Raw genomic sequence first — 22,615 nt, 5'->3', positions numbered from 1 at the left:
CGAACCTGAAAAAGGTCAACAGGGAGACTGAGCATGACAACGAAACTACTGACGGCACTGCTTCTGGGCACCAGCATTCTCGGCTCCGCCGGGGTGGCTTACGCCGAGGACGTAACGCTCAACATCGAAAGCTGGCGCGGCGACGACCTTGCCATCTGGAAGGACAAGCTGATCCCGGCTTTCGAAGCCAAGAACCCCGGCATCAAGGTGGTGTTCGCGCCCTCGGCGCCGACCGAATATGACGCGGCTCTCGGCGCCAAGCTCGCCGCCGGTTCGGCGGGCGACCTGATCACCTGCCGCCCGTTCGACAAGTCGCTCGAGCTGTTCAAGAAGGGCAATCTCGCGGACCTCTCCTCGCTGCCGGGCATGGACAACTTCTCGCCGGTGGCCAAGTCCGCCTGGCAGACCGACGACGGCAAGGCGACCTTCTGCGTGCCGATGGCGTCGGTCATCCATGGCTTCATCTACAACAAGGACGCCTTCGACAAGCTCGGCATCAAGGTGCCGGAGACCCGTGACGAGTTCTTCGCCGCGCTCGACAAGATCAAGGCCGACGGCACTTACATCCCGATGGCGATGGGCACCAAGGATCTCTGGGAAGCCGCGACCATGGGCTACCAGAACATCGGCCCCAACTACTGGAAGGGCGAGGAAGGCCGCGCGGCCCTCATCAAGGGCGAGCAGAAGCTGACCGACAAGGACTGGGTCGCGCCCTATGAGGAACTGGCCAAGTGGAAGCCCTATCTCGGCGACGGCTTCGAGGCGCAGACCTATCCGGACAGCCAGAACCTGTTCACGCTCGGCCGCGCCGCCATCTACCCGGCCGGCTCGTGGGAAATCGGCCTGTTCAACACTCAGGCCCAGTTCAAGATGGGTGCCTTCCCGCCGCCGGTCGAGAAGGCCGGCGATACCTGCTACATCTCCGACCATACCGATATCGGCATGGGCCTGAATGCGGGCTCCAAGCATGCGGATGCGGCCAAGACCTTCCTGTCCTGGGTGGCCTCGCCGGATTTCGCCACCATCTACGCCAACGCGCTGCCGGGCTTCTTCAGCCTGAACTCCTCGCCGGTGAAGATGGAGGACCCGCTGGCGCAGGAATTCGTCTCCTGGCGCGGCAAGTGCAAGTCGACGATCCGCTCGACCTACCAGATCCTGTCGCGCGGCACGCCGAACCTCGAGAACGAGACCTGGGTCGAATCGGCCAATGTCATCAACGGCACCGATACGCCGGAAGCCGCTGCCAAGAAGCTGCAGGACGGCCTCGACAGTTGGTACAAGCCCGCCAAGTAAGGCTCGGGCAATGAGCTGGGCCGTTCCAAGTGGACGGCCCAGCGTTTTTCGATAGCATCGACTGCGAAGGACGGCGCCGCCCCTTATCCGCCTGCCGGCACCTTCTCCCCGTACAGTGACGGTGAGAAAGGGAGTTGCCGCAACGCTGGCGACCTCCTCTCTCCGTTCTTCACCGGGAGAGGGTAAGGATGAGGGGCACCGCTGTTGTCGAAAGCATTTTCCCAGACCTGATCGGTGGGGACCGAACTCATGGCCGCACAAGCACGACCGAAAAGACCGATCCGCTGGCATATCGCCGTCTTCCTGGCGCCGGCGGTGCTCGTCTATACGGCGATCATGATCCTGCCGCTCGCCGGCACTTTGCAGCTGTCGCTGTTCCGCAACATCGAGCAATCCCAGGTCTTCGTCGGGCTGGCAAACTTCCGCACCCTGTTCGGCGATCCAAACTGGTCGGTGAATTTCTGGAACGCGCTGCGCAACAATGTCTGGTTCTTCATCATCCACATGCTGGTGCAGAACCCGATCGGCGTACTGCTGGCCGCACTTCTGTCCAGCCCCAGGCTGCGCTTTTCGGCCTTCTACCGCACGGCGATCTTCGTGCCGACCATCCTGTCCTTCGTCATCGTCGGCTTCGCCTGGAAGCTCATCCTGTCGCCGCTATGGGGCGTGGCACCGCACATGATGGACCTGGTCGGCCTTAAAAGCCTGTTCACGCCATGGCTCGGCAAGGAGCAGTATGCGCTGACCGCGCTTAGCCTGGTCTCGGTGTGGCAGTTCGTCGGCATCCCCATGATGCTGATCTACGCCGCGCTGCTGTCGATCCCCAATGAGGTCATAGAGGCGGCGGAATGCGATGGCATCACCGGCCTGTCGCAGTTCTGGAAGATCAAGCTGCCGCTGATCCTGCCCTCGATCGGCATCATCTCGATCCTGACCTTCGTCGGCAATTTCAACGCCTTCGACCTGATCTACACCGCGCAGGGCGCGCTCGCCGGGCCGAATTATTCGACCGACATTCTCGGCACCTTCCTCTACCGCGCATTCTTCGGCTTCCAGCTGCAGGTCGGCGACCCCAACATGGGTGCGACCATCGCCACGATCATGTTCCTGATCATCCTCGGCGGTGTCTGCGTCTACCTCTTCCTCATCCAGACGCGCCTGCGTCGATATCAGTTTTAGGGGGCGATATGTCGAGCTCGAGCACCCCCCTCTGTCCTGCCGGACATCTCCCCCGCAAGGGGGGAGATCAGCTGTTGTCACGGCCTTCGCCAGCCACCAGCGATGCAGGAGATGTGTCGGCGCCAAAGCTGCCAATCTCCCCCCTTGCGGGGGAGATGGCCGGCAGGCCAGAGGGGGGTGGCTGGGTGCTGTTCCTCGGCAAAGTAGCTCCTCAGGAGACCATCCAATGAGCACCGCCACCCGTTCGCTGCCCCGCACGATCGGCGCCCATGCGGTCCTGTTGACCTACACGGCGATCGCGCTGTTCCCGGTGATCCTTGTCATCATGAATTCGTTCAAATCCCGCGCCGGCATTTTCGGCGCGCCTTTGACGCCGCCGACGCCAAAGACCTTCGACCTGATCGGCTACACCACGGTGATCGGCCAGGGCGACTTCATCCACTACTTCCAGAACAGCCTCGTCGTCACGGTCGCCTCGCTGTTCTTCGTGCTGCTGTTCGGCGCCATGGCGGCATTCGCCCTGTCGGAATACCGTTTTCGCGGCAATACGCTGATGGGCCTCTATCTGGCGCTGGGCATCATGATCCCGATCCGGCTGGCCACCGTCGCCATCCTGCAATTGATGGTGGCGAGCGGGCTGGTCAACACGCTGACGGCGCTGATCCTGGTCTACACCGCGCAAGGCCTGCCGCTGGCTGTCTTCATCCTTTCGGAATTCATGAAGCAGGTGTCCGACGACCTGAAGAACGCCGGCCGCATCGACGGCCTGTCGGAATACACCATCTTCTTCCGGCTGGTGCTGCCGCTGGTGCGGCCATCGATGGCGACAGTCGCCGTCTTCACCATGATCCCGATCTGGAACGATCTGTGGTTCCCGCTGATCCTGGCGCCGTCGGAAGAGACCAAGACGGTGACGCTCGGCGCGCAGCTCTTCCTCGGCCAGTTCGTCACCAACTGGAACGCCATCCTGGCCGCGCTCTCGCTGGCGATCATGCCGGTGCTGATCCTCTACGTCATCTTCTCGCGGCAGCTGATCCGCGGCATCACGTCAGGAGCCGTCAAGTGAATTCGCAATCGCCCCTTCGCGTCGTCGCCGCCGGCCTCGGCAATATGGGCCGCAGCCATGCGCTCGCCTATCACACCAATCCGGGCTTCGAGATCGCCGCGTTGATCAACCGCTCCGACGTGCCGCTGCCGAATGGGCTGTCGGGCTACGGCATCAGGCGCTCCTTCGACGATGCGCTGCGCGACGAAAAGCCCGATGTCGCCTGCATAGCCACTTATTCCGACAGCCACGCCGACTATGCGGTGAGGGCGTTCGAGGCCGGCTGCCATGTCTTCGTCGAAAAGCCCCTGGCGACGACGGTGGCCGACGCCAGGCGCGTCGTCGCGGCCGCCAAGGCCAATGGCAGGAAACTGGTGATCGGCTACATACTGCGCCACCACCCGTCCTGGATCAGGCTGATCGCCGAGGCGCGCAAGCTCGGCGGCCCTTATGTCTTCCGCATGAACCTCAACCAGCAGTCCTCTGGCCATACCTGGGAGACGCACAAGCAATTGATGCGCACGACCTCGCCGATCGTCGACTGCGGCGTGCATTATCTCGACGTCATGCTGCAGATCACCGACGCCAGGCCGGTCGAGGTGCGCGGCATGGGCGTGCGGCTGACCGAGGAGGTGGCGCCCACGATGTACAATTACGGCCACCTCCAGGTGCTGTTCGATGACGGCTCGGTCGGCTGGTACGAGGCCGGCTGGGGACCGATGATTTCGGAGACCGCGTTCTTTGTCAAAGATGTCATCTCGCCGACGGGCTGCGTGTCGATCGTCATGAAGGAAGGCGTTAAGTCCGACGACATCGACACTCACACCAAGACGTCGACCATCCGCCTGCACAGTGCGAAAACCGGCGCGGACGGCAAGTTCGCCAAGCCAGACGAGATGCTGTCGATGGAGGGCGAACCCGGCCACCAGGATCTCTGCGATCTCGAACAGGCTTTTGTCCTCAAGGCGATCCGCGAGGATATCGATCTCACCCGCCATATGGACGACGCCGTGAAATCGCTCGCCGTCTGCCTTGCCGCCGACGAGAGCGTGCGCAGCGGGAAGGCGGTGCGATTGTGAAAAGGGAGCTAGCGGCAGGGGTTGCGGTCTACGGCGCCCCCCTCTGGCCTGCCGGCCATCTCCCCCTCAAGGAGGGAGATCAGCTGTCGGCATGGCCTTCGCCGATCACAAACGTCAAAAAGAGTGTTTCAGCGTCAAAGCTGCCAATCTCCCCCCTTGAGGGGGAGATGTCCGGCAGGACAGAGGGAGGCGCCCTGGCGCCCACTCATCAATTTGGAGGACTGCCGTGGGCTCGCTGAAGATCGAGAATGTGAAGAAGGCCTTCGGCCCGGTCGAGGTGCTGAAGGGCATCGACCTCGAGGTGACGGATGGCGAATTCGTCGTCTTCGTCGGCCCCTCGGGCTGCGGCAAGTCGACTTTGCTGAGGGTGATCGCCGGGCTGGAGGATTCGACCTCGGGCCGGGTGGTCATCGATGGCGCGGATGTCTCGGCCACGCCGCCGGCCAAGCGCGGCATCGCCATGGTGTTCCAGACCTATGCGCTCTATCCGCACCTGACGGTGAAGAACAATATGGGCCTTGGCCTCAAGCAGGCCGGCACGCCGGCGCCCGAGATCGAGCGCCGCATCGGCATCGCCTCGTCCATGCTGTCGCTTGAGCCCTATCTGGAAAGGCGTCCCGCGGAACTCTCCGGCGGCCAGCGCCAGCGCGTCGCCATCGGCCGCGCCTTGGTGCGCGAGCCAAAGCTGTTCCTGTTCGACGAGCCGTTGTCCAATCTCGACGCGGCACTGCGCGTCAACACGCGGTTGGAAATCGCGCAGCTGCATCGCCGCCTCAAGGCGACGATGATCTACGTCACCCACGACCAGGTCGAGGCGATGACGCTGGCAGATAAGATCGTGGTGCTCAATGCCGGGAAAATCGAGCAGATCGGCGGACCGATGGAACTCTACAATTCGCCGGCGAACGAATTTGTCGCGGGCTTCATCGGCTCGCCGAAGATGAACTTCATCGACGGCGCCAGGCTTGGGGAAACCGCCAAGAGCATCGGCGTGCGGCCGGAGCATCTGACTGTCGACCCGAAATCCGGCGCCTGGAAAGGCACGGTCGTGCATGCCGAGCACCTCGGCGCCGACACCAATCTCTATCTCGACTGCGAGAAGGCCGGGCTGATCACCGTGCGCATTTTCGGTGTTTATGACGCCGAGCCGGGGGCGACACTTTATGCAACGCCGGATCCGGCGAAGACCTATCGGTTTGGCGCGGATGGGAAGGTGCTGAAGTAGTATCGCAACATAGTTGGCGCTGCCCCTCATTCGCCTGCCGGCACCTTCTCCCCGTATAGTGACGGGGAGAAGGAAGATAGCTCCAGCGCCGGCGATTGGCGAAAGCAGCAACGACAGCGTCCTTCTCCCCGTTTTACGGGGAGAAGATGGCGGCAGCCAGATGAGGGGCGGCGCGACTTGTGAAAGTTATGCGTCAGCCCTGAACGTCTGCTTCTGCTGGCCCAACCCTTCGATGCCCAGCTCCACCACGTCGCCGGCCTTCAAGAACACCGGCGGCTTCATGCCCAATCCAACGCCGGGCGGCGTGCCTGTCGAAATAATGTCGCCGGGATGCAGCGACATGAACTGGCTGAGATAGGACACAAGGTAGGCGACGCCGTAGACCATGGTCTTCGTCGAGCCGTTCTGCATGGTCTTGCCGTTGACGGTCAGCCACATCTTCAGGTTCTGCGGATCCGAGACCTCGTCCTTGGTCACCAGCCATGGGCCGGTCGGGCCGAACGTGTCGCAGCTCTTGCCCTTGGTCCATTGGCCCTGGCGCTCGGCCTGGAAGGCGCGCTCGGAGACATCGTGCGCGACGCAGTAGCCGGCGACATAATCGAGCGCATCGGCCTGGCTGACATATTTTGCCGTTTTGCCGATGACCACGCCGAGCTCGACCTCCCAGTCGGTCTTTTCCGAGCCGCGCGGGATCAGCACGTCATCGTCCGGTCCGACGATGGCCGAGCTGGCCTTCATGAAGATGATCGGCTCCGGCGGCACGGTGGCGCCGGTCTCGGCGGCGTGATCGGAATAGTTGAGGCCGATGCAGATGAACTTGCCGGTGCCGGCAACGCAGGCGCCGAGCCGCGGCTTGCCGGAAACCGCCGGCAGCGACTTTGCGTCGAGCTTGGACAGCATCTCCAGTGAGGCCGGGTGAAGCGTGGTGCCGGCAATGTCGGCGACATGGGCGGAGAGGTCGCGGATCGTCCCATCCGCATCGAGCAGGCCGGGACGTTCGCTCCCCACCTCGCCATAGCGCAGCAGTTTCATTTAAACCCTTCTCCTGGTTGCGGCCTCGCGGCCTTTTGCAAACTCTTCACCGAAACGAATGGCTCCCGTTGGGGAAGCCGGCGGACCGTACCACCGGCCTGATCCAGGGCAAGCGCGGACACCATATAGTGATCGCCGGTGAGCGGGATTTTCAGACTCCTCGATCCGGTCAGATCGACCAGCCACCATCGATATTGTAGGCCTGCCCGGATGTGTAGGTGGCGCCGGCCAGATAGACGGCCAGATCGGCGATTTCCTCCGGCGTGCCGAGCCGGCCCATCGGCTGGCGCGCGATGAAGGCGGCGCGCGCGGCTTCATAATCGCCCTGCGCGTGCATGCGATCCTGCAGCGACGGGCTCTCGACCGTACCGGGGCAGATGGCGTTGCAGCGTATGCCCTTGCCGACATAGTCGGCCGCGACTGCCTTGGTCAGGCCGATCACCGCAGCCTTGGTGACACCATAGGCGAAACGGTTCGGCACGCCCTTCTGCGAACTCGCCAGCGAGGCCATGTTGATGATCGACCCGTCTGCGCGCTCCAGCATGCCGGGCAGCACGGCGCGGATGGTGCGGATCATGGCGCGAACGTTGAGGTTGAGAGCGAAATCGAGATCGCTGTCCTTCATCTCCAGGATTGAGCCGGAGTGGACGAAACCGGCGCAGTTGAACAGCACGTCGACGCGGCCGATCCCGGCGAAGGCGGTGTTGACCGCCTCGTCATTGAGCACGTCGACCTTGCGTGTCTTGATCCCGGCAGTCTTGGCGAGTTCCGCCAGCAGCGTTTCGTTGATGTCGGTGGCATGGACGGTAGCTCCTGCCTTGGCGAAGGCGAGCGCGCTTGCCTTGCCGATGCCTTGCGCCGCTGCCGTGATGACGACGACCTTGCCTGCCAGATCCGCCATGCTGTTCTCCTCCTGGGTTAACTGCCTTTATCGGCGGCCTGCGAAGGCGTCATGTGCCAGTCACAGGCCATGATGTGGCCTGCTCTGTCAGTTCACAGATAAAGATGTTTTTTCTCGTTAAAGAACATAAGCCCGAGCGTCAAGCCCGAACCCGATCTCCATTGTGACAGCATGGAACGTCAGTCGCCGTAGGGCACCCAGACGTTCTTCACCTCGACGGCGCGGCGCAGCAAAGCATCGCCAGCGGCTTCTTCCGAGGCCCAGTCGAGGCTACGGCCATTGCCGCTCCAGATACGTTTGAGGTTGCCGACGGACTCGACCTCCGCCTTGGCGCAGGTGTCGGCATCGGCGAACAGCCAGAGCCCATCGACATCGTCATGCTTGGCCAGCACGCCGGCAAGTTCGGCCGTGCGGCCGGTGACGATGTTGATGGCGCCGGCAGGCACGTCGGAATATTCGATGACCTGATACAAGTCGGTGGCGAGCAGCGGATGGCGCTCCGAAGGCACCGCGACCACCGTGTTGCCCATTGCCAGCGCCGGCGCGACCAGCGAGATGAACCCGAGCAGCGGCTGACTGTCGGGCGCGACGATGCCGACGACGCCAACCGGCTCATGCAATGCCAGCGTCACCGCCCGTGCCGGCGGCTGGTGCACGCGCCCCTCGAACTTGTCGGCAAGTCCGGCATAGAGAAACAACCGCTCGATCGACTGGTCGACCTCCTCGCGTGCCGCCTTGGCGGTCGCGCCCGTGAGCTGGACGAGGCGTGAAGCGAATTCCTCCGCCCGGCCGGAGAGGTTTTCCGCCAGATAGTAGAGCACCTGTGAGCGGTTGTAGGCGGTCGCCTCCGGCCAGCTCTTGCAGGCCCGCGCCGCGGAGACGGCATCGCGTATATCCTTGCGGTTGCCCAAGCCGACTTCGCCGGCAAGCTTGCCCTTGGCGGTGACAACCGCCAGCGAGTAGTTGCCGTCCGGCCGGACCTGTTTGCCGCCGATGAACAGCTTTGCCGTCCGGTCGATTGCTGTGCCATCGGCCTGCTCGACCGGTTGTGTCGAGGCTGCCGCCGGCTTGATGACCGGGCCAAGCGGCAGCTTTGCCGTGAGATATTCGAACATGCCTTCGCGCCCGCCCTCGCGGCCGAAACCGCTCTCGCGGTAGCCGCCAAAGCCGCAGGCGGCGTCGAACATATTGGTGCCGTTGACCCAGACGACACCCGCTTTCAATTGCGGCGCGACGTGCAAGGCAAGATTGACGTTTTCGCTCCACACCGAAGCGGCAAGGCCATAGCGGGTGTTGTTGGCGAGCTCGATCGCTTCCTCGGTGTTGCGGAACGTCATGGTCGCCAGAACGGGGCCGAACACTTCTTCCTGGGCGAGAATATTAGCCGGCGAAACGCCGGTAGCGAGGGTCGGCAGATGGTAATAGCCGGATGAGGGCAGCGCCGCATCCGGCTGCCAGCAGACCGCCCCCTGTTTTGCGCCCTCGGCGACCAGGCCCTTGACGCGATCGAGCTGCGTCAGATCGACCAGCGGGCCGATATCGGTGTTCTTGTCCAGTGGGCTGCCGACGCGCAGCCGGCTCATCCTGACCTTGACCTTGGCGATGAAGGCGTCGGCGATGCCCTCCTGCACCAGCAGCCGCGAACCGGCGCAGCAGACCTGTCCCTGGTTGAACCAGATGCCGTCGACCAGACCTTCGACGGCGCTGTCGAGATCGGCATCCTCGAACACGATGAAGGCCGACTTGCCGCCAAGCTCCAGCGACAGCTTCTTGCCCGAGCCGGCGGTAGCCTTGCGTATGATCTTGCCGACTTCCGAAGACCCGGTGAAGGCGATCTTCTGGATGCCGGGGTGGTTGACGATGGCCGCACCCGCTTCCGGGCCGCCCTGCACGATGTTGACGACGCCTTTCGGCACGCCGGCGCGTTCGCAGATTTCGGTGAACAGGATGGCTGTCAGCGGCGTGAACTCGGCCGGCTTCAGCACCACCGTGCAGCCGGCGGCCAGCGCCGGCGCGATCTTCCAGGCCAGCATCAGCAGCGGAAAGTTCCAAGGGATGATCTGGCCGACGACGCCGACGCCCTGGTGGCCGGGGAAATCCTTGTCCAGCGCCTGCGCCCAGCCGGCGTGATGGATGAAGTGGCGGATCGCCAATGGCACATCGATGTCGCGGCTCTCACGGATCGGTTTGCCATTGTCGATTGTCTCAAGCACCGCGAACAGGCGCTGGTGGCGCTGCATGGCGCGGCCGATGGCATAGAGCACTTTTGCCCTGGTATAGCCCGAGGAGGCCGACCATTTCGGCAGCGCCTTGGTGGCCGCCGCGACCGCGGCGTCGATGTCGGCGGCTCCGGCATCCGAGACCTTGGCCAGCAGCTTGCCGGAAGAAGGCTCGCTGGTCTCGAAGGTCTTGCCGCCGCCAGCCGCCTTCCAGGTGCCGTCGATGAACAATGCCTTGGAAAAATCGCGCGCGGCAAGCCAGGCGTCGGCCTCGTTGCGGGCTTCCGGCGCCGGACCGTATTCCATGGCGTGATAGCGTTCGAGAATGTTCATGGGGCCCTCCAGATAATTGCCTCGGCAAGCGCTCTGTCGCGCCCCCCTCTGTCCTGCCGGACATCTCCCCCACAAGGGGGGAGATTGGCAGTTTCAGCGTGTCGCTGCCCTTGCGACGTTGAAAATGGACGAAAACAAGGAAGCGCGTGATCTCCCCCCTTGTGGGGGAGATGTCCGGTAGGACAGAGGGGGGCGCCGTAGGGCTCCACGTTCGAGCCCTGACTCAAGCCATCGCGTGGCGGTGATTGGCCGAATAGTGCCCGGTCAGGTGATGTTCGAGTTGCCGCTCGATGTCTGTCAGCAGGCTCGAGGCGCCGAAGCGGAACAGATCCGGTTCCAGCCACGGCCGGCCGAGTTCTTCCTTCATCAGCACCAGCCAGTCGAGCGACACCTTGGCGGTAGAAATGCCGCCGGCCGGCTTGAAGCCGATGAGATAGCCGGTTTCCTCGAAATAGGCCCTGATGGCGCGCACCATGGCAAGGCCGACGGGCAGCGTGGCGTTGACGCTTTCCTTGCCGGTCGAGGTCTTGATGAAATCGGCGCCCGCCATCATTGCCACCATAGAGGCCAGCATCACATTCCGCAGCGTGGCGAGGTCGCCGGTGCCGAGAATGACCTTCAGATGCGCATCGCCGCAGGCAGCGCGCATCGAGACGATCTCGTTGTAGAGCTCGCGCCATTTGGCCCCGAACACCAGGCCGCGCGGGATGACGACGTCGATCTCGTCGGCGCCGTCGCGCACCGAGGCCTCGATCTCCTGGAGGCGGGTCGACAGTGGCGCAAGACCATGCGGGAAGGCGGTGGAGACGGCGGCGACATGGATGCCGGTGCCGCGCACGGCGTCGACCGCGGTGGCGACGAACGGATGATACACGCAGACGGCGGCCGGGCGGATGGGTTCGCCCGCAATGCCCAGGCCCTCAGCGATGTCGCGGCGCAGCGGATTGATCGCTTTGGCGCAAAGCCGGCGCACGCGCTCTTCCGTGTCGTTCGAGTTGAGCGTCGTCAGGTCCATGCAGGCTATCGCCCGCAGCAGCCAGGCCGCCTGGTTGTCGGCCTTGATCGAGCGCCGCTTGGTCAGGCTGGCGACGCGCCGTTCCAGCGCCGAGCGGTTGACGCTGCGCACCGACTCCAGAAAGCCGAGGTCGAGCTTCATGCCGGGATTGCGCGCGATGCGATGATCCAGCGGGAGGGCGGTGTTGGCGGCGGCGCGCGCCGGCAGCGGCATCACCTTGGCCTCGGCCTCGCGGATTGTGCTGCTCATCTCCTGCCCTTTCACTCAGCGACTGCGCTTATGTCTAGGTGTGTATCGTCTTCCCAAACCGCTCGGCACTTTTGGGCGACACGCACGAAGATAGCCCGCGAAGCCGCGCTTCACGAGTCCTCAAGCGAGGATAGCTGAAAAAGGCCGCGAAAGCAGCTAATTTTTGACCAGAAGGTCAAAAGCTCGATCGCCGGAGAAGAGCAGGCCTCAGCCGACGAAGGCGCGCTCGACGACAAAAGTCGAGGGATGGCTGAGCGAGCCTTCCTGGAAACCGAGGCTCTCGGCCATCTCCTTGACGTCCTTGAGCATATGCATCGAGCCGCAGATCATGATGCGGTCGGTCTCGGGATTGAGCTTCTCTATGCCGAGGTCGGCGTAGAATTTGCCGGAGCCGATGAGCGCGGTGATACGGCCCATGCGCGCCGACTCCTCGCGGGTCGTGGAGTTGTAGAGCGTGACACGGCCGCCGGTCAGTTCGCCGATCAGCGGGTCGCTTTCGAGCGCCGCCACCAGTTCCTGGCCATAGGTCAGCTCGGCATTGTCACGGCAGGTGTGGGTCAGGACCAGCTGCTCGAATTTTTCATAAGTGTCAGGGTCACGCAGCAGGCTGGCGAAGGGCGCGATGCCGGTGCCGGTGGAGATCATGAACAGCCGCTTGGCCGGCGTCAGCGCGTCGACCACCAGCGTGCCGGTCGACTTCTGGCGCATGATGACGGTGTCGCCGACCTGGATCTTCTGCAACTCCGAGGTCAGGGGGCCGTCCGGTACCTTGATGGAAAAGAATTCCAGCTCTTCGTCCCAGGCCGGGCTGGCCACCGAATAGGCGCGGAACACCGGCTTCTCGGCATTGGGCAGGCCGATCATGACGAATTCGCCGGAACGGAAGCGCAGCGACTGCGGACGGGTGATGCGGAACGAGAACAGCCGGTCGGTGTAGTGCTTCACCGAGACCACGGTTTCGGCGTAGACATTGGCTGGAATCGGAAATTGCAGCGGGCGGGCGCCGGCGGTGTTGAACGCAGATGTGGTGTTCATCAAATCCAACCTTCTGGCCCAACTCACGAACGCGGGCGCCAAACCTTATTCCTGCGCGCCCGGACCGTTCAGGTTCCGGCGTGCTGCTCGCACACTCCAAAGCGGTAAGCTCTTGTGTCCGGAATTTATTAGTATACAAACGATATTTGCGTCAAGATGCTGCCGTAAAACACCTTTCCAAACTGTGACATATCCGTAGTCCCAGCATTTCGGGTTTCGACAATGAAAGAGAATTTTTCGGTGCAGCCGCCGGATTCCCTGGGCAGTGTCGTCGCCGGCATCGACGTCGGCGGAACCTTCACCGATCTGCTTCTGATTGATGGCAAGGATGGCGGGCGGGTACATATCGCCAAGACGCCCACGACCGTCGACAACCAAGCCTTCGGCGTCGTTTCGGCGCTCGATACCACCGGCTTTCCGATCGACGGCATCGATCTTATCGTGCATGGCACGACGACAACCACCAACGCGGTGCTCGAACGCCGGCTGGCGAAGACCGGCATGATCACCACGCGCGGCTTTCGCGACGTGATCGAGCTCGGCCGGCGCACGCGGCCGCAGCCCTATGGCATGACCGGCACCTTTGTTTCGGTCATCCCGCGCAACCTGCGGCTCGAAGTGTCCGAGCGCGTCGAGGCGTCGGGAGCGGTACGCATGCCACTCGACGAAGCCGAAATGCGCGAGGCGGTGAAGGCGCTGATCGATGCCGGCTGCGAATCCCTGGTCATCCACTTCCTGCATTCCTACGCTAACCCTTCGCACGAGCGGCGCGCCGCCGAGATCGCCGCCGAACTCTGGCCGAACGACTACATCACCGCGGGTCATGCGCTGCTGTCGGAAGCGCGCGAATTCGAGCGCGGCGTCACCGCCTCGGTCAACGCTTCGGTGCAGCCGATCCTCGAGCGCTATGTCGAGCGGCTGCGCAAGGAACTCGCCGACAAAGGCTACGCCCGCGACTTCCTGATCATGAACGGCAATGGCGGTATGATCTCGGCCCGCTTCGTCACACGTGAATCGGCCAAGACCGTGATGTCCGGCCCGGCCTCGGGCGTCATCGCCGCCGCCTACACGGGCAAGCGCGCCGGCTTCGAAAACCTCGTCACCTACGACATGGGCGGCACCTCGACCGACGTGGCGCTGATCCGCAACGCCGAACCGGCGGTTTCGAACGAGATCGAGATCGAATACGCCATGCCCATCCATGTGCCGATGGTGGCGGTGCACACGGTCGGCGCCGGCGGCGGCTCGATCGCGCGCGTCGACGCGGCAGGCCTGATCCAGATCGGCCCGGAAAGTGCCGGCGCCAATCCAGGCCCGATCTGCTACGGCCGCGGCGGCCTGGAGCCGACCATCACCGACGCCAATCTGGTGCTCGGCCGGCTGGCGTCGAAGAAGCTGCTTGCCGTTGACAATCCGGTCACATCAGAGCGTGTCACCGGCATTTTCGCCGACAGGATCGGCAAGGCGACGGGCTTGTCCGGCGTCGAAGCAGCCGGCGCGGTGCTCAGGCTCGGCAATATGAAGATGGCCGGCGCCATCCGCATGGTGTCGGTGTCGCGGGGCCACGATCCGCGCGATTTCGCGCTGTTCGCCTTCGGCGGCGCCGGCCCGCTGCACGCCACCGCTCTGGCGCGCGAACTTGGACTGCCCCGGGTGCTGGTGCCGGCACGGCCCGGCATCACCAATGCGCTCGGCTGCGTCGTCGCCGATCTGCGCCATGATTTCGTCAACACCATCAACCAGCCGGTAGGCGTTTTTGATGAAAGCCGCCTCCACCAAGTATTGGAACGGCATCGAAACGAAGGCGAGCAGCTGATCGCCAAGGAGGCGGTGAAACCGCAGACCATCCGCGTCACCCATTCCGCCGACATGCAGTTCGTCGGCCAGACCCACATCATCAACGTGTCGCTGCCGTCCTCGTCGGTGACCAGGCAGGAGCTGCAGGCGCTGTTCGAAAAGGCCTATTTCGCCCGCTTCAAGGTCGAGCTGCCGGAAATCCGCGCCAATCTGGTCAACTTGAACACTTCGGTGACGGGTGTCAGGCCGGCGATCGATCTGTCGCGGCTGATCGACCCCGCCGGGCGGGCAAAGACGCTCGACGAGGCCCGGCGCGAGATCCGGCCGGTCTGGTACAGCGGGCGCTGGCATGACACGCCCGTATACACACGCGAAGAACTGCCGCTCGATGCGGTCATCGAAGGGCCGGCGATCCTCGAACAGATGGACGCTACCACGGTGCTCGACCCCGGCGACCGCGCCCGCTCGGACGCCGACGGCAACATCATCATCGACATCGGCGAGGCCTGAGATGCAAAAGCTCGACGCCATCACGCTCTCGGTCCTCCAGGCAGCCCTGCAGCAGGTCTGCGATGAGATGGACCTGACCTTTTCCCGCGCCGCCTTCTCACCTGTCATCGCCGAGGCCAATGATCGCTCCGACGGCATCTATTCGGCCGTCGACGGCTCGCTGATCGCGCAAGGCAGCCAGGGCCTGCCGGTATTCGTCGGCGTCATGCAATATTCGACCAGGACGGTGATCGAGATGATCGCCGACGGCCGCTGCCTGGCCCCGGAGCCGGGCGATATCTACATCGTCAACGACCCGTATCTCGGCGGCACGCATCTGATGGACGTGCGCTTCGTCATGCCGGTCTACCGGGACGGCAAGATTTTCTGTTGGCTGTCCAACACCGGTCATTGGCCCGACATTGGCGGTTCGGTGCCCGGCGGCTTCTCGGCTTCGGCGACGGCGGTCGAGCAGGAAGGCTTGCGGCTGCCGCCGGTCAAACTGTTCAAGAAAGGCGTACTCGACCCGGAGATCTACGCCATCATCTGTTCGAACATCCGCGTCGCCGACCAGCGCATCGGCGACATCAGGGCGCAGGCTGCCGCACTGCTGATCGGCCAGGATCGGCTCAATGGAATTCTGGATCGTTACGGAGACGAAACTGTTGTCGAGGCGATCGCAGAACTGCGCCGCCGCGCCGCCGAGCAGATGCGCGCCAACATAGCGGCCATTCCCGACGGGACCTACCGCTCGAAGGCCTTCGTCGATTCCGACGGCGTGGTCAACGAGCCGCTGACCATCGCGCTCGCCGTCGAGAAGAAGAGCGACACCCTGATTTTCGATTTCGCCGGCTCGTCAAAGCCCTGCGCCGGGCCGATGAACAGCGTGCTGGCGACCACCTTGTCCTCGGTCTATCTCGCCATGCGCCACATCTTCCCCGATGTGCCGATCAGCGCCGGCGCCTTCGAGCCGCTCGAGGTCAAGCGGCCGGAGGGTACCTTCCTGGATGCCAGATATCCCCGCCCGGTCTCGGGCTGCGCCGCGGAAGTGTCGCAGCGCATCGCCGAGGCGGTGTTTGCGGCCATGGTGCAGGCGCTGCCCGACAAGGTAACGGCGGCGCCCGCCGGCTCCAGCGGCAATTTCGCGCTCGGCGGCAACGATCCGGCGCGCGGCCGCGACTATGTCATGTACCAGATCTCTGGCGGCGGCTATGGCGGCAATGCCGGCCATGACGGGCTGACCAATGGCTGCTCGACCATCGGCATCTCCAAGTCGCCGCCGGTCGAGATCATGGAGCAGGCCTTTCCGGTGCTTTACCGTCACTATGCGTTGCGCGAGGGCTCGGGCGGCGCCGGCAAACATCGCGGCGGCTTTGGCCTTGCCTACGAGGTCGAGATCCTGCGTGGAGAAGCCCGCGCCTCCTTTGTCATGGACCATGGCCGCTTCGGCCCGCAAGGCGCGCTCGGCGGCCGGGATGGCGAGCCCAACACGGTGGCCGTCATCCGCGACGGGAAGGAACATGTGCCGCCGCACCTCTCCAAGGAGCAGGACATCGCGCTCAAGGCCGGTGACCGCGTGCGCGTCGGCACGCCGGGCGGCGGCGGCTACGGCAATCCGCGTGAGCGCGATCCGGGACTGGTAGCTCAGGACATCAGGCTTGGTTATTATACGGCCGAACAGGCCAGGGATTTGTTCGGCGCCGCATGAACTCGCTGGCGCCTTGCTCGCCCCGGAGGAGTAAGGCCGCGGCGTGGTCCGGCTTGCTCGGAAATCGTTTTGGCCTCTCCTGCGGGTCCATGATATGATTTGTGAATGAAGTATCTTAATTCAAGAACCGGCCGCTCAGCCAAGACGGGTCATTTCGTGCTGACGAGAGCGCATGGCGAGAAAATCAGCGCTGTCGAAGGTATGAAGTTGTCGTCCCGCATGGCGAAAATACTCAACCATGGTGTGCGGCAAGGGTTGTCCGGTGACGAGCGGCGCTCGCTGATCAAAGAAGAAATCCGCAAAAAGAAATAGGCCGTTGGTCTACGCTGCCGAGTTCGATCCACTCTGCTACCCCGGCACGACCGTGCTTATAAATCTGCTTGATATCCGCGAGCAGACAGAGCTCGATGAGGTCGAGCTCGCCTTGTTCCTGACTCGCGCGGACGAGCTCCTTCCGGCAGGCGAACTCGACTACCGTCACTATCTCCACCTGCATCGGCACCTGTTCCAAGACGTGTATGCTTAGGCCGGTCAGCCGCGCACCATCCGGATCGGCAAGGGTGGCAGCTGGTTTTGCTATCCCGAGCACATCGCCAGCGAGATGGTTCGGGTGTTCCGTGAACTTGGCGACCCCGACTCCTTGGCAGACCTAGACAGCCTCGGTTTTGCGAGGCACGTGGCCCACATCGTTGCGGAGGTCAATGCCGTTCATCCTTTTCGCGAAGGCAACGGCCGTACCCAACTCACCTTCCTTGCGATGCTTGCTGAACATGCGGGCTTCACATTCAACGCCGATATCCTGGAGCGAGATCGCGTTATTCAGGCGATGATTGACAGCTTCGGTGGTTCCGAGGCGCCGCTTCAAACGCTTATCGAAGACATCATCGCGTAGCTCAGCCGCTCACCCCCTCCGGTCCAGCTTCGCCGCCAGCCGGTCGCCCACCCACTGGATGCCGCAGACCAGGATGATCAGCACGATCACCACGGCGATCATCACTGACGTCTCGAACCGCTGGTAGCCGTAGCGGATGGCGAGGTCTCCGAGGCCGCCGGCGCCGATCGCGCCGGCCATGGCGGAGGCGCCGACCAGCGTCACCAGCGTCACGGTGAAGCCCGCGACGATGCCTGGCAGCGCTTCCGGCACCAGCACCTCGCGGATGATCGTCCAGCGATTGCCGCCCATGGCGCGCGCCGCCTCGATCAGGCCATGGTCGACCTCGCGCAGCGACACTTCGGCGATGCGCGCGTAGTAGGGCGTGGCGGCGATCGACAGCGGCACGATCGCCGCCCAGGTGCCGATCGAGGTACCGACGATCAGCCGCGTCACCGGGATCAGCGCCACCAACAGGATGATGAACGGCACCGAGCGGAAGCCGTTGATGACCGCCCCCAGCACGCGATTGACCCAAGGACTTTCGGCGATGCCGCCGCGTTCGGTGGCGATCAAGGCGAGACCAAGCGGCAGGCCGAAAACCAGCGAGATGAGGCCGGAAGCGGCCGTCATCAGCACCGTCTCCCAGATCGACCGCAGCAGAAGCTCAAACAGGATCGGCGACATGGCCAAGCACCTCCACCCGCGCCTGGCGCGATTTCAGGAATGCGATCACTCGCGCGAGATGGCTTGCATCGCTGCCGGGGACAGACAGGAACAGTGTGCCCACCGGCTGCTGCTGGATATGGTCGATGCCGCCATGGACGAGGCGGAACGTGCCAGGCACGAGCGTCGCGAGATCGGACAAGAGCGGGCTTTGCGCGGCCTCCCCGGCCACATCCACGCGCAGGATCGTCTCCGCGCCGGTCGCGGGCAGCAGCCGGGCCAAGAGCTCGGCCGGCAGTTGCGGCCGGATGGCGCCAAGCAGGCTTTTCGTGATCGGCGACCGCGGCTCGGCAAACACCGACCAGACCGGGCCTTGCTCGACGAAGCGCCCGGCGTCGATCACCGCCACGCGGTCGCCGATCGAGCGGATCACCTCCATCTCATGGGTGATCAAAAGGATGGTCAGGCCAAGCTGCCGGTTGATGTCCCTCAGCAAGGCGAGGATGGACCGCGTCGTCTCCGGGTCAAGCGCGGAGGTGGCTTCATCCGACAACAGCAGCGCCGGCCGCGCGGCCAGCGCCCTGGCGATGCCGACGCGCTGCTTCTGCCCACCCGACAGCGATGCCGGATACGCCTTTGCCTTCTCCGACAGGCCGACCAGTTCAAGCAGTTCGGCGGCGCGGCGCAGCCGCTCCGCCTTCGGGCGGCCCTCGATCTTGAGCGGCAGCGCCACATTGTCCTCGACGGTCTTGGCCGACAAAAGGTTGAAATGCTGGAAGATCATGCCGATGCGCCGCCGCAGCGGCTGCAGGTCGCGCTCGCCGAGCCGGCTGATCTCGCGGCCTTCGATGAAAACCTCGCCGGAATCCGGCCGCTCCAGTCCGTTCAGGCAGCGGATCAGCGTCGATTTGCCGGCGCCGCTGCGTCCGATGATGCCGAGGATCTCCCCCTTGCGCGCCGTCAGCGAAATGCCGTCGAGTGCCGCCGTCGCGCCGAAGCGGCGCTTCAGGTCGACGAGCCGCACCACGTCTTGCGGCGGTGGGCCTGTGCCCTCCATGGCTTCTGCGGTTGCTGAGAAATGCTGGTTCATGCGCGGATCCCGAATACGATCGCGGCCCGCGCACCGCGCGGACCGCATTCATGTCAAATGCACTAACAGCCTCAATAGGCGCTGAGGCCGGTGCCCTTGTAGACCTTGTCGAACTCGGCTTTCACCGCCTCGTTCTGGTAGGAGGCGACCAGCGTCTTCACCCAGGGCTCGTTCTCATTGCCAACCTTGACCGCGATGAAGTTGCGGTAGGGGTTGTCGGCGATAGGCTCCTGCGCGATACGGTTTTCCGGTGTCAGGCCGCTCTTCAGCGCCCAGTCGGTGTTGACCACGGCGGCATCGAGATCCTCGACGGAGCGGCCGACAATGCCGGCGTCAAGCTCCTTGATCTCGACCTTCTTCGGGTTTTCCGCGATGTCGGCGGTGGTGGCGAGAATGCCGGTGCCGTCCTTCAGTTTGATCACGCCCTCGTTCTGCAGCACGCGCAGCGCCCGGCCTTCATTGGAGGGATCGTTCGGTACGCCGATCACCGCGCCCTCGGGCAGGTCGGCGATCTTCGTATATTTCTTGGAGTAGAGGCCGATCGGCCAGACGCCGGTATAGCCGACGCGCACGATGTGGTAGCCCTGTGTCTTGATCTGGTTGTCGAGATAGGGCTGGTGCTGGAAGGCATTGGCGTCGATCTCGCCGCGCTCCAGCGCCTCGTTGGGCTGGGTGTAATCGTTGAACACCACGGTCTCGATGCTGAGGCCCTTTTGCGCCGCCTGGGCGACGACGACCCGCCAGACATCCTCGTCCTCACCGCTGATGATGCCGACCTTGATCGCCTTCTTGTCTTCGGCGAACGAAGCGCTGGGCGCAATCAGCCCGGCGACCGCGACCGCCGAAGCGAAAAGCAAGCCAAGACCCGCGCGGCGGTTGAAATATGACGAGAGGGAAGACGACAAGGTGTTCCTGAAATCGGACATGATGGATCTCTGCGGTTGCGAAGTCACAAGCCCGGCGGAACGCCAAGCCTTGTCCAGATCATCAGAAACTCTAGGGATATTATCAAAGAACCGCGTTCCCCGGTTCGCCCGGAAGCCCGGAATATTCTCTCAAAATTTTCTGAACGGCGAGCACGGCAGCCTAGCCGCCGCGCCAAACGGGCCGCAGCGCCGCGGTTGAGCTGACGAACGCACTTTCCCGTAGTGTCCCGGTTGCGATCTGGCCGGTCTGCTGGCGCATTCCGCTCTGAATCCCTATATGCCTAGAGGAAAGCACAGGAGATTTCATGATAGCCAAATACACAACCGCTGAAGAAATGGCTCAAACCGTAGGCGTTGAGCCGACAGCATTCCGTGAAGCGCTACGCAGTGCTAAGTTTCCCCGTAAACGCGGCACTGACTGGGAAGTGACAATCGGCGGCCCGGCATACTCAGGAATGCGTACCGTCCTAGCATCTCTCATACGGCGCAAGGCGGCCTGATTCCGACCGGTCCAAAAGGTCACATGTTCTTTTCAATCGCGCCGCTTTTCCATAGGAGTTTGGCTAGGATCGCGACAAGCGCGGCGTCTAATTTCAAACTGAGACACTACCCACTTTCCCGCTTGACTGCGTGGTGGCACGGAATAGTTTAGGCTGAAAATACCGGCCCTGATCGCCGGGCGGCAAGAATGCCTCGTATGCCTCGCCCTCCGGCGGTGGCTGCGGGGCATTGTTATTTTGGGGATCTGTTTGAAACGGCGTATCGAGATCGGCATCCTCTATTCCCGCTCGGGAAGCTACCAGCTCGTCTCCGATGCGTGCCGGATGGGCGCCATGCGCGCCATCGCCGACACCAATGCCGACCGCGGCTCGGGTATCGAACTGGTGCCCGTCGAGCGTGACCCACAGAGCAATGCCGATCGCTACGCGACGCTGTGCGAGGACATCTTCAAGACCAGCAGCGCCCGCCACGTGGTCGGCTGCGTCACCTCCTGGAGCCGCAAGGAGACCATTCCGGTGCTGGAAAAAGCCGGCGGCATGCTCTGGTACGCCTGCCCCTATGAAGGCTTCGAGGCCAACGAGCACGTCGTCTACATGCACGCTTGTCCAAACCAGCATCTGGTGCCGCTGATGGCCCATGTCGTGCCCCGCTTCGGCGCCAACGGCTTCCTGCTCGGCTCGAACTACATCTGGGGCTGGGAGATGAACCGCGTTGCGCGCGACCTGATCGCGGATGCCGGCGGCAAGGTCTTGGGCGAGCGCTATCTTCGTATCGGCGAGACCGACGTGTCACGGCTGATCGCCGAGATCCGGGCGACGCGGCCGAACTTCGTCCTCAACAACCTGATCGGCACCTCCTCCTACGCCTTCCTGGCGGCCTACCGCGACCTGGGCGTTGAGGACCCGGCCTTCAGCCCCGAGGTGTGCCCGATCATCTCCTGCAACCTCACCGAGGGTGAGCTGCCGGCGATCGGCGAAACCGGCAAGGGGCATTTGTCGGTCGGGCCGTATTTCGCGCCTCGCCCGGCGGCCTTCGCCTCGTCTTTCGAGGCCTCCGCCTATGCCTCCGTGCAAGTTATGGCCGACGTGCTCTCGCGTGATCCCGACGCCGGTCCGGCGGAATTTTCCAAGGCCTTCGCCGAACGGCGCTTCTCCACCCGGCTCGGCCCGATTGCTATCGACGCTCATTCCCAGCACGCAACGCTGCCGGTAATCATCGGCCGGATCGCCGACGGCTTCTTCGAGGTCGTCAGCCGGCAGCACGAGGTCGCGCCCGATCCGTACCTGTCACGCTACGACCCCGCCACGACATTCGGCCGGCCGCGCCTGAGGGTGGTGTCGTGACCAGGCCATCGCGCATCCCGAATCTCGGCGGCGCCAGGGCATTCATCCTGCATCGCCCGCACCCGACCGTGCAGGCCATCACCAGGCAGTTGTCCGCCATCGGCCTGGTCACCGTCGACTGCTGGCCCGAACTGCCGCCTGAAGCGCTGGCCGCCGATTTCGTGTTCTTCGACGCCGATCTCGGTTTCGACGAGCAATTCCCGTGGAAGGCCGGCGAGGCGCCGATGCCGCTGGTGGCGCTGATCGGTTCGGAGGCGCCCGGCCGCATCGAATGGGCTCTCTCGCACAAGGCCGATGCGCAGCTCCTGAAGCCGGTCGGCACTGCCGGCGTCTACAGCGCGCTGCTGATCGCAAGGCAGAGTTTCGAGGCGCGAAAACATTTGGCCGGCGAGATCGCCTCGCTGCGTCAGCGTGTCGCCGAGCGCCAGACCATCGTGCGCGCCGTCGCGGCACTGTCGAAAGGCGCCGACGACGATCGCGCCTACGCGCAGCTGCGCTCGCTGGCGATGAGCTGGCAGATCAGTGTCGAGGATGCGGCGCGCCGCATCGTGGCAATGACCAATGAGGAAGTAACGGGTGAGGAAGGCGGCGATGACCACTCCTATCGCGCCTGACCTCC

The 22,615-nt window shown here is 63.8% G+C and carries 19 protein-coding genes and 1 pseudogene; 12 read left to right on the top strand and 8 right to left on the bottom strand.

The features are described 5' to 3' along the window. Positions 1–33 precede the first annotated feature (33 nt). The 5 genes from FJ973_RS01440 (at position 34) to FJ973_RS01410 (ending at position 5,821) form a co-directional block, all read left to right on the top strand. Positions 34–1,293 carry an ABC transporter substrate-binding protein gene (locus FJ973_RS01440; RefSeq protein WP_140491603.1) on the top strand — a complete coding sequence of 420 codons (1,260 nt, stop codon included), beginning with the start codon at positions 34–36 and terminating at the stop codon, positions 1,291–1,293. Between the two features lie 249 nt (positions 1,294–1,542). Continuing rightward, entirely contained in the window at positions 1,543–2,472 is a 930-nt protein-coding gene (locus tag FJ973_RS01435; protein WP_140524307.1) for a sugar ABC transporter permease, read from the top strand. Between the two features lie 226 nt (positions 2,473–2,698). Then, complete coding sequence (locus FJ973_RS01425) at positions 2,699–3,538, top strand: carbohydrate ABC transporter permease (RefSeq protein WP_140551691.1); 840 nt, start codon at positions 2,699–2,701, stop codon at positions 3,536–3,538. Beyond that, positions 3,535–4,596 carry a Gfo/Idh/MocA family oxidoreductase gene (locus FJ973_RS01420; RefSeq protein WP_140554668.1) on the top strand — a complete coding sequence of 354 codons (1,062 nt, stop codon included), beginning with the start codon at positions 3,535–3,537 and terminating at the stop codon, positions 4,594–4,596. The genes FJ973_RS01425 and FJ973_RS01420 overlap by 4 nt, the downstream gene beginning before the upstream one ends. Positions 4,597–4,822: 226 nt before the next feature. Beyond that, a complete protein-coding gene (locus tag FJ973_RS01410; RefSeq protein WP_140554666.1) occupies positions 4,823–5,821 on the top strand; it encodes an ABC transporter ATP-binding protein in 999 nt (332 codons plus the stop codon). A 186-nt stretch (positions 5,822–6,007) separates the two neighbouring features. Here the strand turns inward: FJ973_RS01410 and FJ973_RS01405 are convergent, their stop codons facing one another. From FJ973_RS01405 to FJ973_RS01380, 5 genes are all read right to left on the bottom strand, one after another. After that, positions 6,008–6,853 (bottom strand): fumarylacetoacetate hydrolase family protein, encoded by an 846-nt coding sequence (locus tag FJ973_RS01405; RefSeq protein ID WP_140514225.1) that lies wholly within the window; start codon positions 6,851–6,853, stop codon positions 6,008–6,010. A gap of 169 nt (positions 6,854–7,022) precedes the next feature. Beyond that, a complete protein-coding gene (locus FJ973_RS01400) occupies positions 7,023–7,754 on the bottom strand; it encodes an SDR family oxidoreductase (RefSeq protein ID WP_140514227.1) in 732 nt (243 codons plus the stop codon). A 179-nt stretch (positions 7,755–7,933) separates the two neighbouring features. Further along, on the bottom strand, positions 7,934–10,306 hold the full coding sequence (locus FJ973_RS01395; protein ID WP_140554665.1) for an aldehyde dehydrogenase family protein: 2,373 nt from the start codon (positions 10,304–10,306) through the stop codon (positions 7,934–7,936). A gap of 223 nt (positions 10,307–10,529) precedes the next feature. Next, positions 10,530–11,570 (bottom strand): deoxyribose-phosphate aldolase, encoded by a 1,041-nt coding sequence (deoC, locus tag FJ973_RS01385; protein WP_140491579.1) that lies wholly within the window; start codon positions 11,568–11,570, stop codon positions 10,530–10,532. 207 nt (positions 11,571–11,777) lie between these two features. Then, positions 11,778–12,605 (bottom strand): ferredoxin--NADP reductase, encoded by an 828-nt coding sequence (locus tag FJ973_RS01380; RefSeq protein ID WP_140491577.1) that lies wholly within the window; start codon positions 12,603–12,605, stop codon positions 11,778–11,780. A 222-nt stretch (positions 12,606–12,827) separates the two neighbouring features. Between FJ973_RS01380 and FJ973_RS01375 the strand changes: the two genes are divergently transcribed. The 5 genes and pseudogenes from FJ973_RS01375 to FJ973_RS31685 form a co-directional block, all read left to right on the top strand. Beyond that, positions 12,828–14,912 (top strand): hydantoinase/oxoprolinase family protein, encoded by a 2,085-nt coding sequence (locus FJ973_RS01375; RefSeq protein WP_140554664.1) that lies wholly within the window; start codon positions 12,828–12,830, stop codon positions 14,910–14,912. 1 nt (position 14,913) lies between these two features. Continuing rightward, positions 14,914–16,599: a hydantoinase B/oxoprolinase family protein gene (locus FJ973_RS01370; RefSeq protein WP_140554663.1), complete on the top strand. Its 1,686-nt coding sequence runs from the start codon at positions 14,914–14,916 to the stop codon at positions 16,597–16,599. A 105-nt stretch (positions 16,600–16,704) separates the two neighbouring features. Continuing rightward, a complete protein-coding gene (locus FJ973_RS01365) occupies positions 16,705–16,911 on the top strand; it encodes a hypothetical protein (protein WP_140514236.1) in 207 nt (68 codons plus the stop codon). Between the two features lie 4 nt (positions 16,912–16,915). After that, positions 16,916–17,125: a hypothetical protein gene (locus FJ973_RS31690; RefSeq protein WP_348642389.1), complete on the top strand. Its 210-nt coding sequence runs from the start codon at positions 16,916–16,918 to the stop codon at positions 17,123–17,125. 15 nt (positions 17,126–17,140) lie between these two features. Next, positions 17,141–17,491, top strand: a pseudogene (locus FJ973_RS31685) (Fic family protein); the annotation flags it as partial. A 9-nt stretch (positions 17,492–17,500) separates the two neighbouring features. Here the strand turns inward: FJ973_RS31685 and FJ973_RS01355 are convergent. The 3 genes from FJ973_RS01355 to FJ973_RS01345 all read right to left on the bottom strand — a co-directional run bounded on the left by FJ973_RS01355 (position 17,501) and on the right by FJ973_RS01345 (position 20,152). Then, positions 17,501–18,157 (bottom strand): methionine ABC transporter permease, encoded by a 657-nt coding sequence (locus FJ973_RS01355; protein ID WP_140524291.1) that lies wholly within the window; start codon positions 18,155–18,157, stop codon positions 17,501–17,503. Next, positions 18,138–19,226 carry a methionine ABC transporter ATP-binding protein gene (locus FJ973_RS01350; protein WP_140491567.1) on the bottom strand — a complete coding sequence of 363 codons (1,089 nt, stop codon included), beginning with the start codon at positions 19,224–19,226 and terminating at the stop codon, positions 18,138–18,140. The genes FJ973_RS01355 and FJ973_RS01350 overlap by 20 nt, the downstream gene beginning before the upstream one ends. 71 nt (positions 19,227–19,297) lie before the next feature. Beyond that, positions 19,298–20,152 carry a MetQ/NlpA family lipoprotein gene (locus tag FJ973_RS01345; RefSeq protein ID WP_140491565.1) on the bottom strand — a complete coding sequence of 285 codons (855 nt, stop codon included), beginning with the start codon at positions 20,150–20,152 and terminating at the stop codon, positions 19,298–19,300. Positions 20,153–20,901: 749 nt separating this feature from the next. Here FJ973_RS01345 and FJ973_RS01340 point away from each other — a divergent pair. After that, positions 20,902–21,996: a transporter substrate-binding protein gene (locus FJ973_RS01340; protein ID WP_140554662.1), complete on the top strand. Its 1,095-nt coding sequence runs from the start codon at positions 20,902–20,904 to the stop codon at positions 21,994–21,996. Continuing rightward, positions 21,993–22,610 (top strand): ANTAR domain-containing protein, encoded by a 618-nt coding sequence (locus tag FJ973_RS01335; protein ID WP_140491561.1) that lies wholly within the window; start codon positions 21,993–21,995, stop codon positions 22,608–22,610. Before FJ973_RS01340 ends, FJ973_RS01335 begins: the two co-directional genes overlap by 4 nt. Positions 22,611–22,615: the final 5 nt, after the last annotated feature.

The sequence above is a fragment of the Mesorhizobium sp. B2-1-3 genome (assembly GCF_006442495.1).
GTDB lineage: Bacteria > Pseudomonadota > Alphaproteobacteria > Rhizobiales > Rhizobiaceae > Mesorhizobium.
The sequence above is the reverse complement of the archived record's forward strand: the minus strand, read 5'-3'. Positions and strand labels throughout refer to the sequence as shown.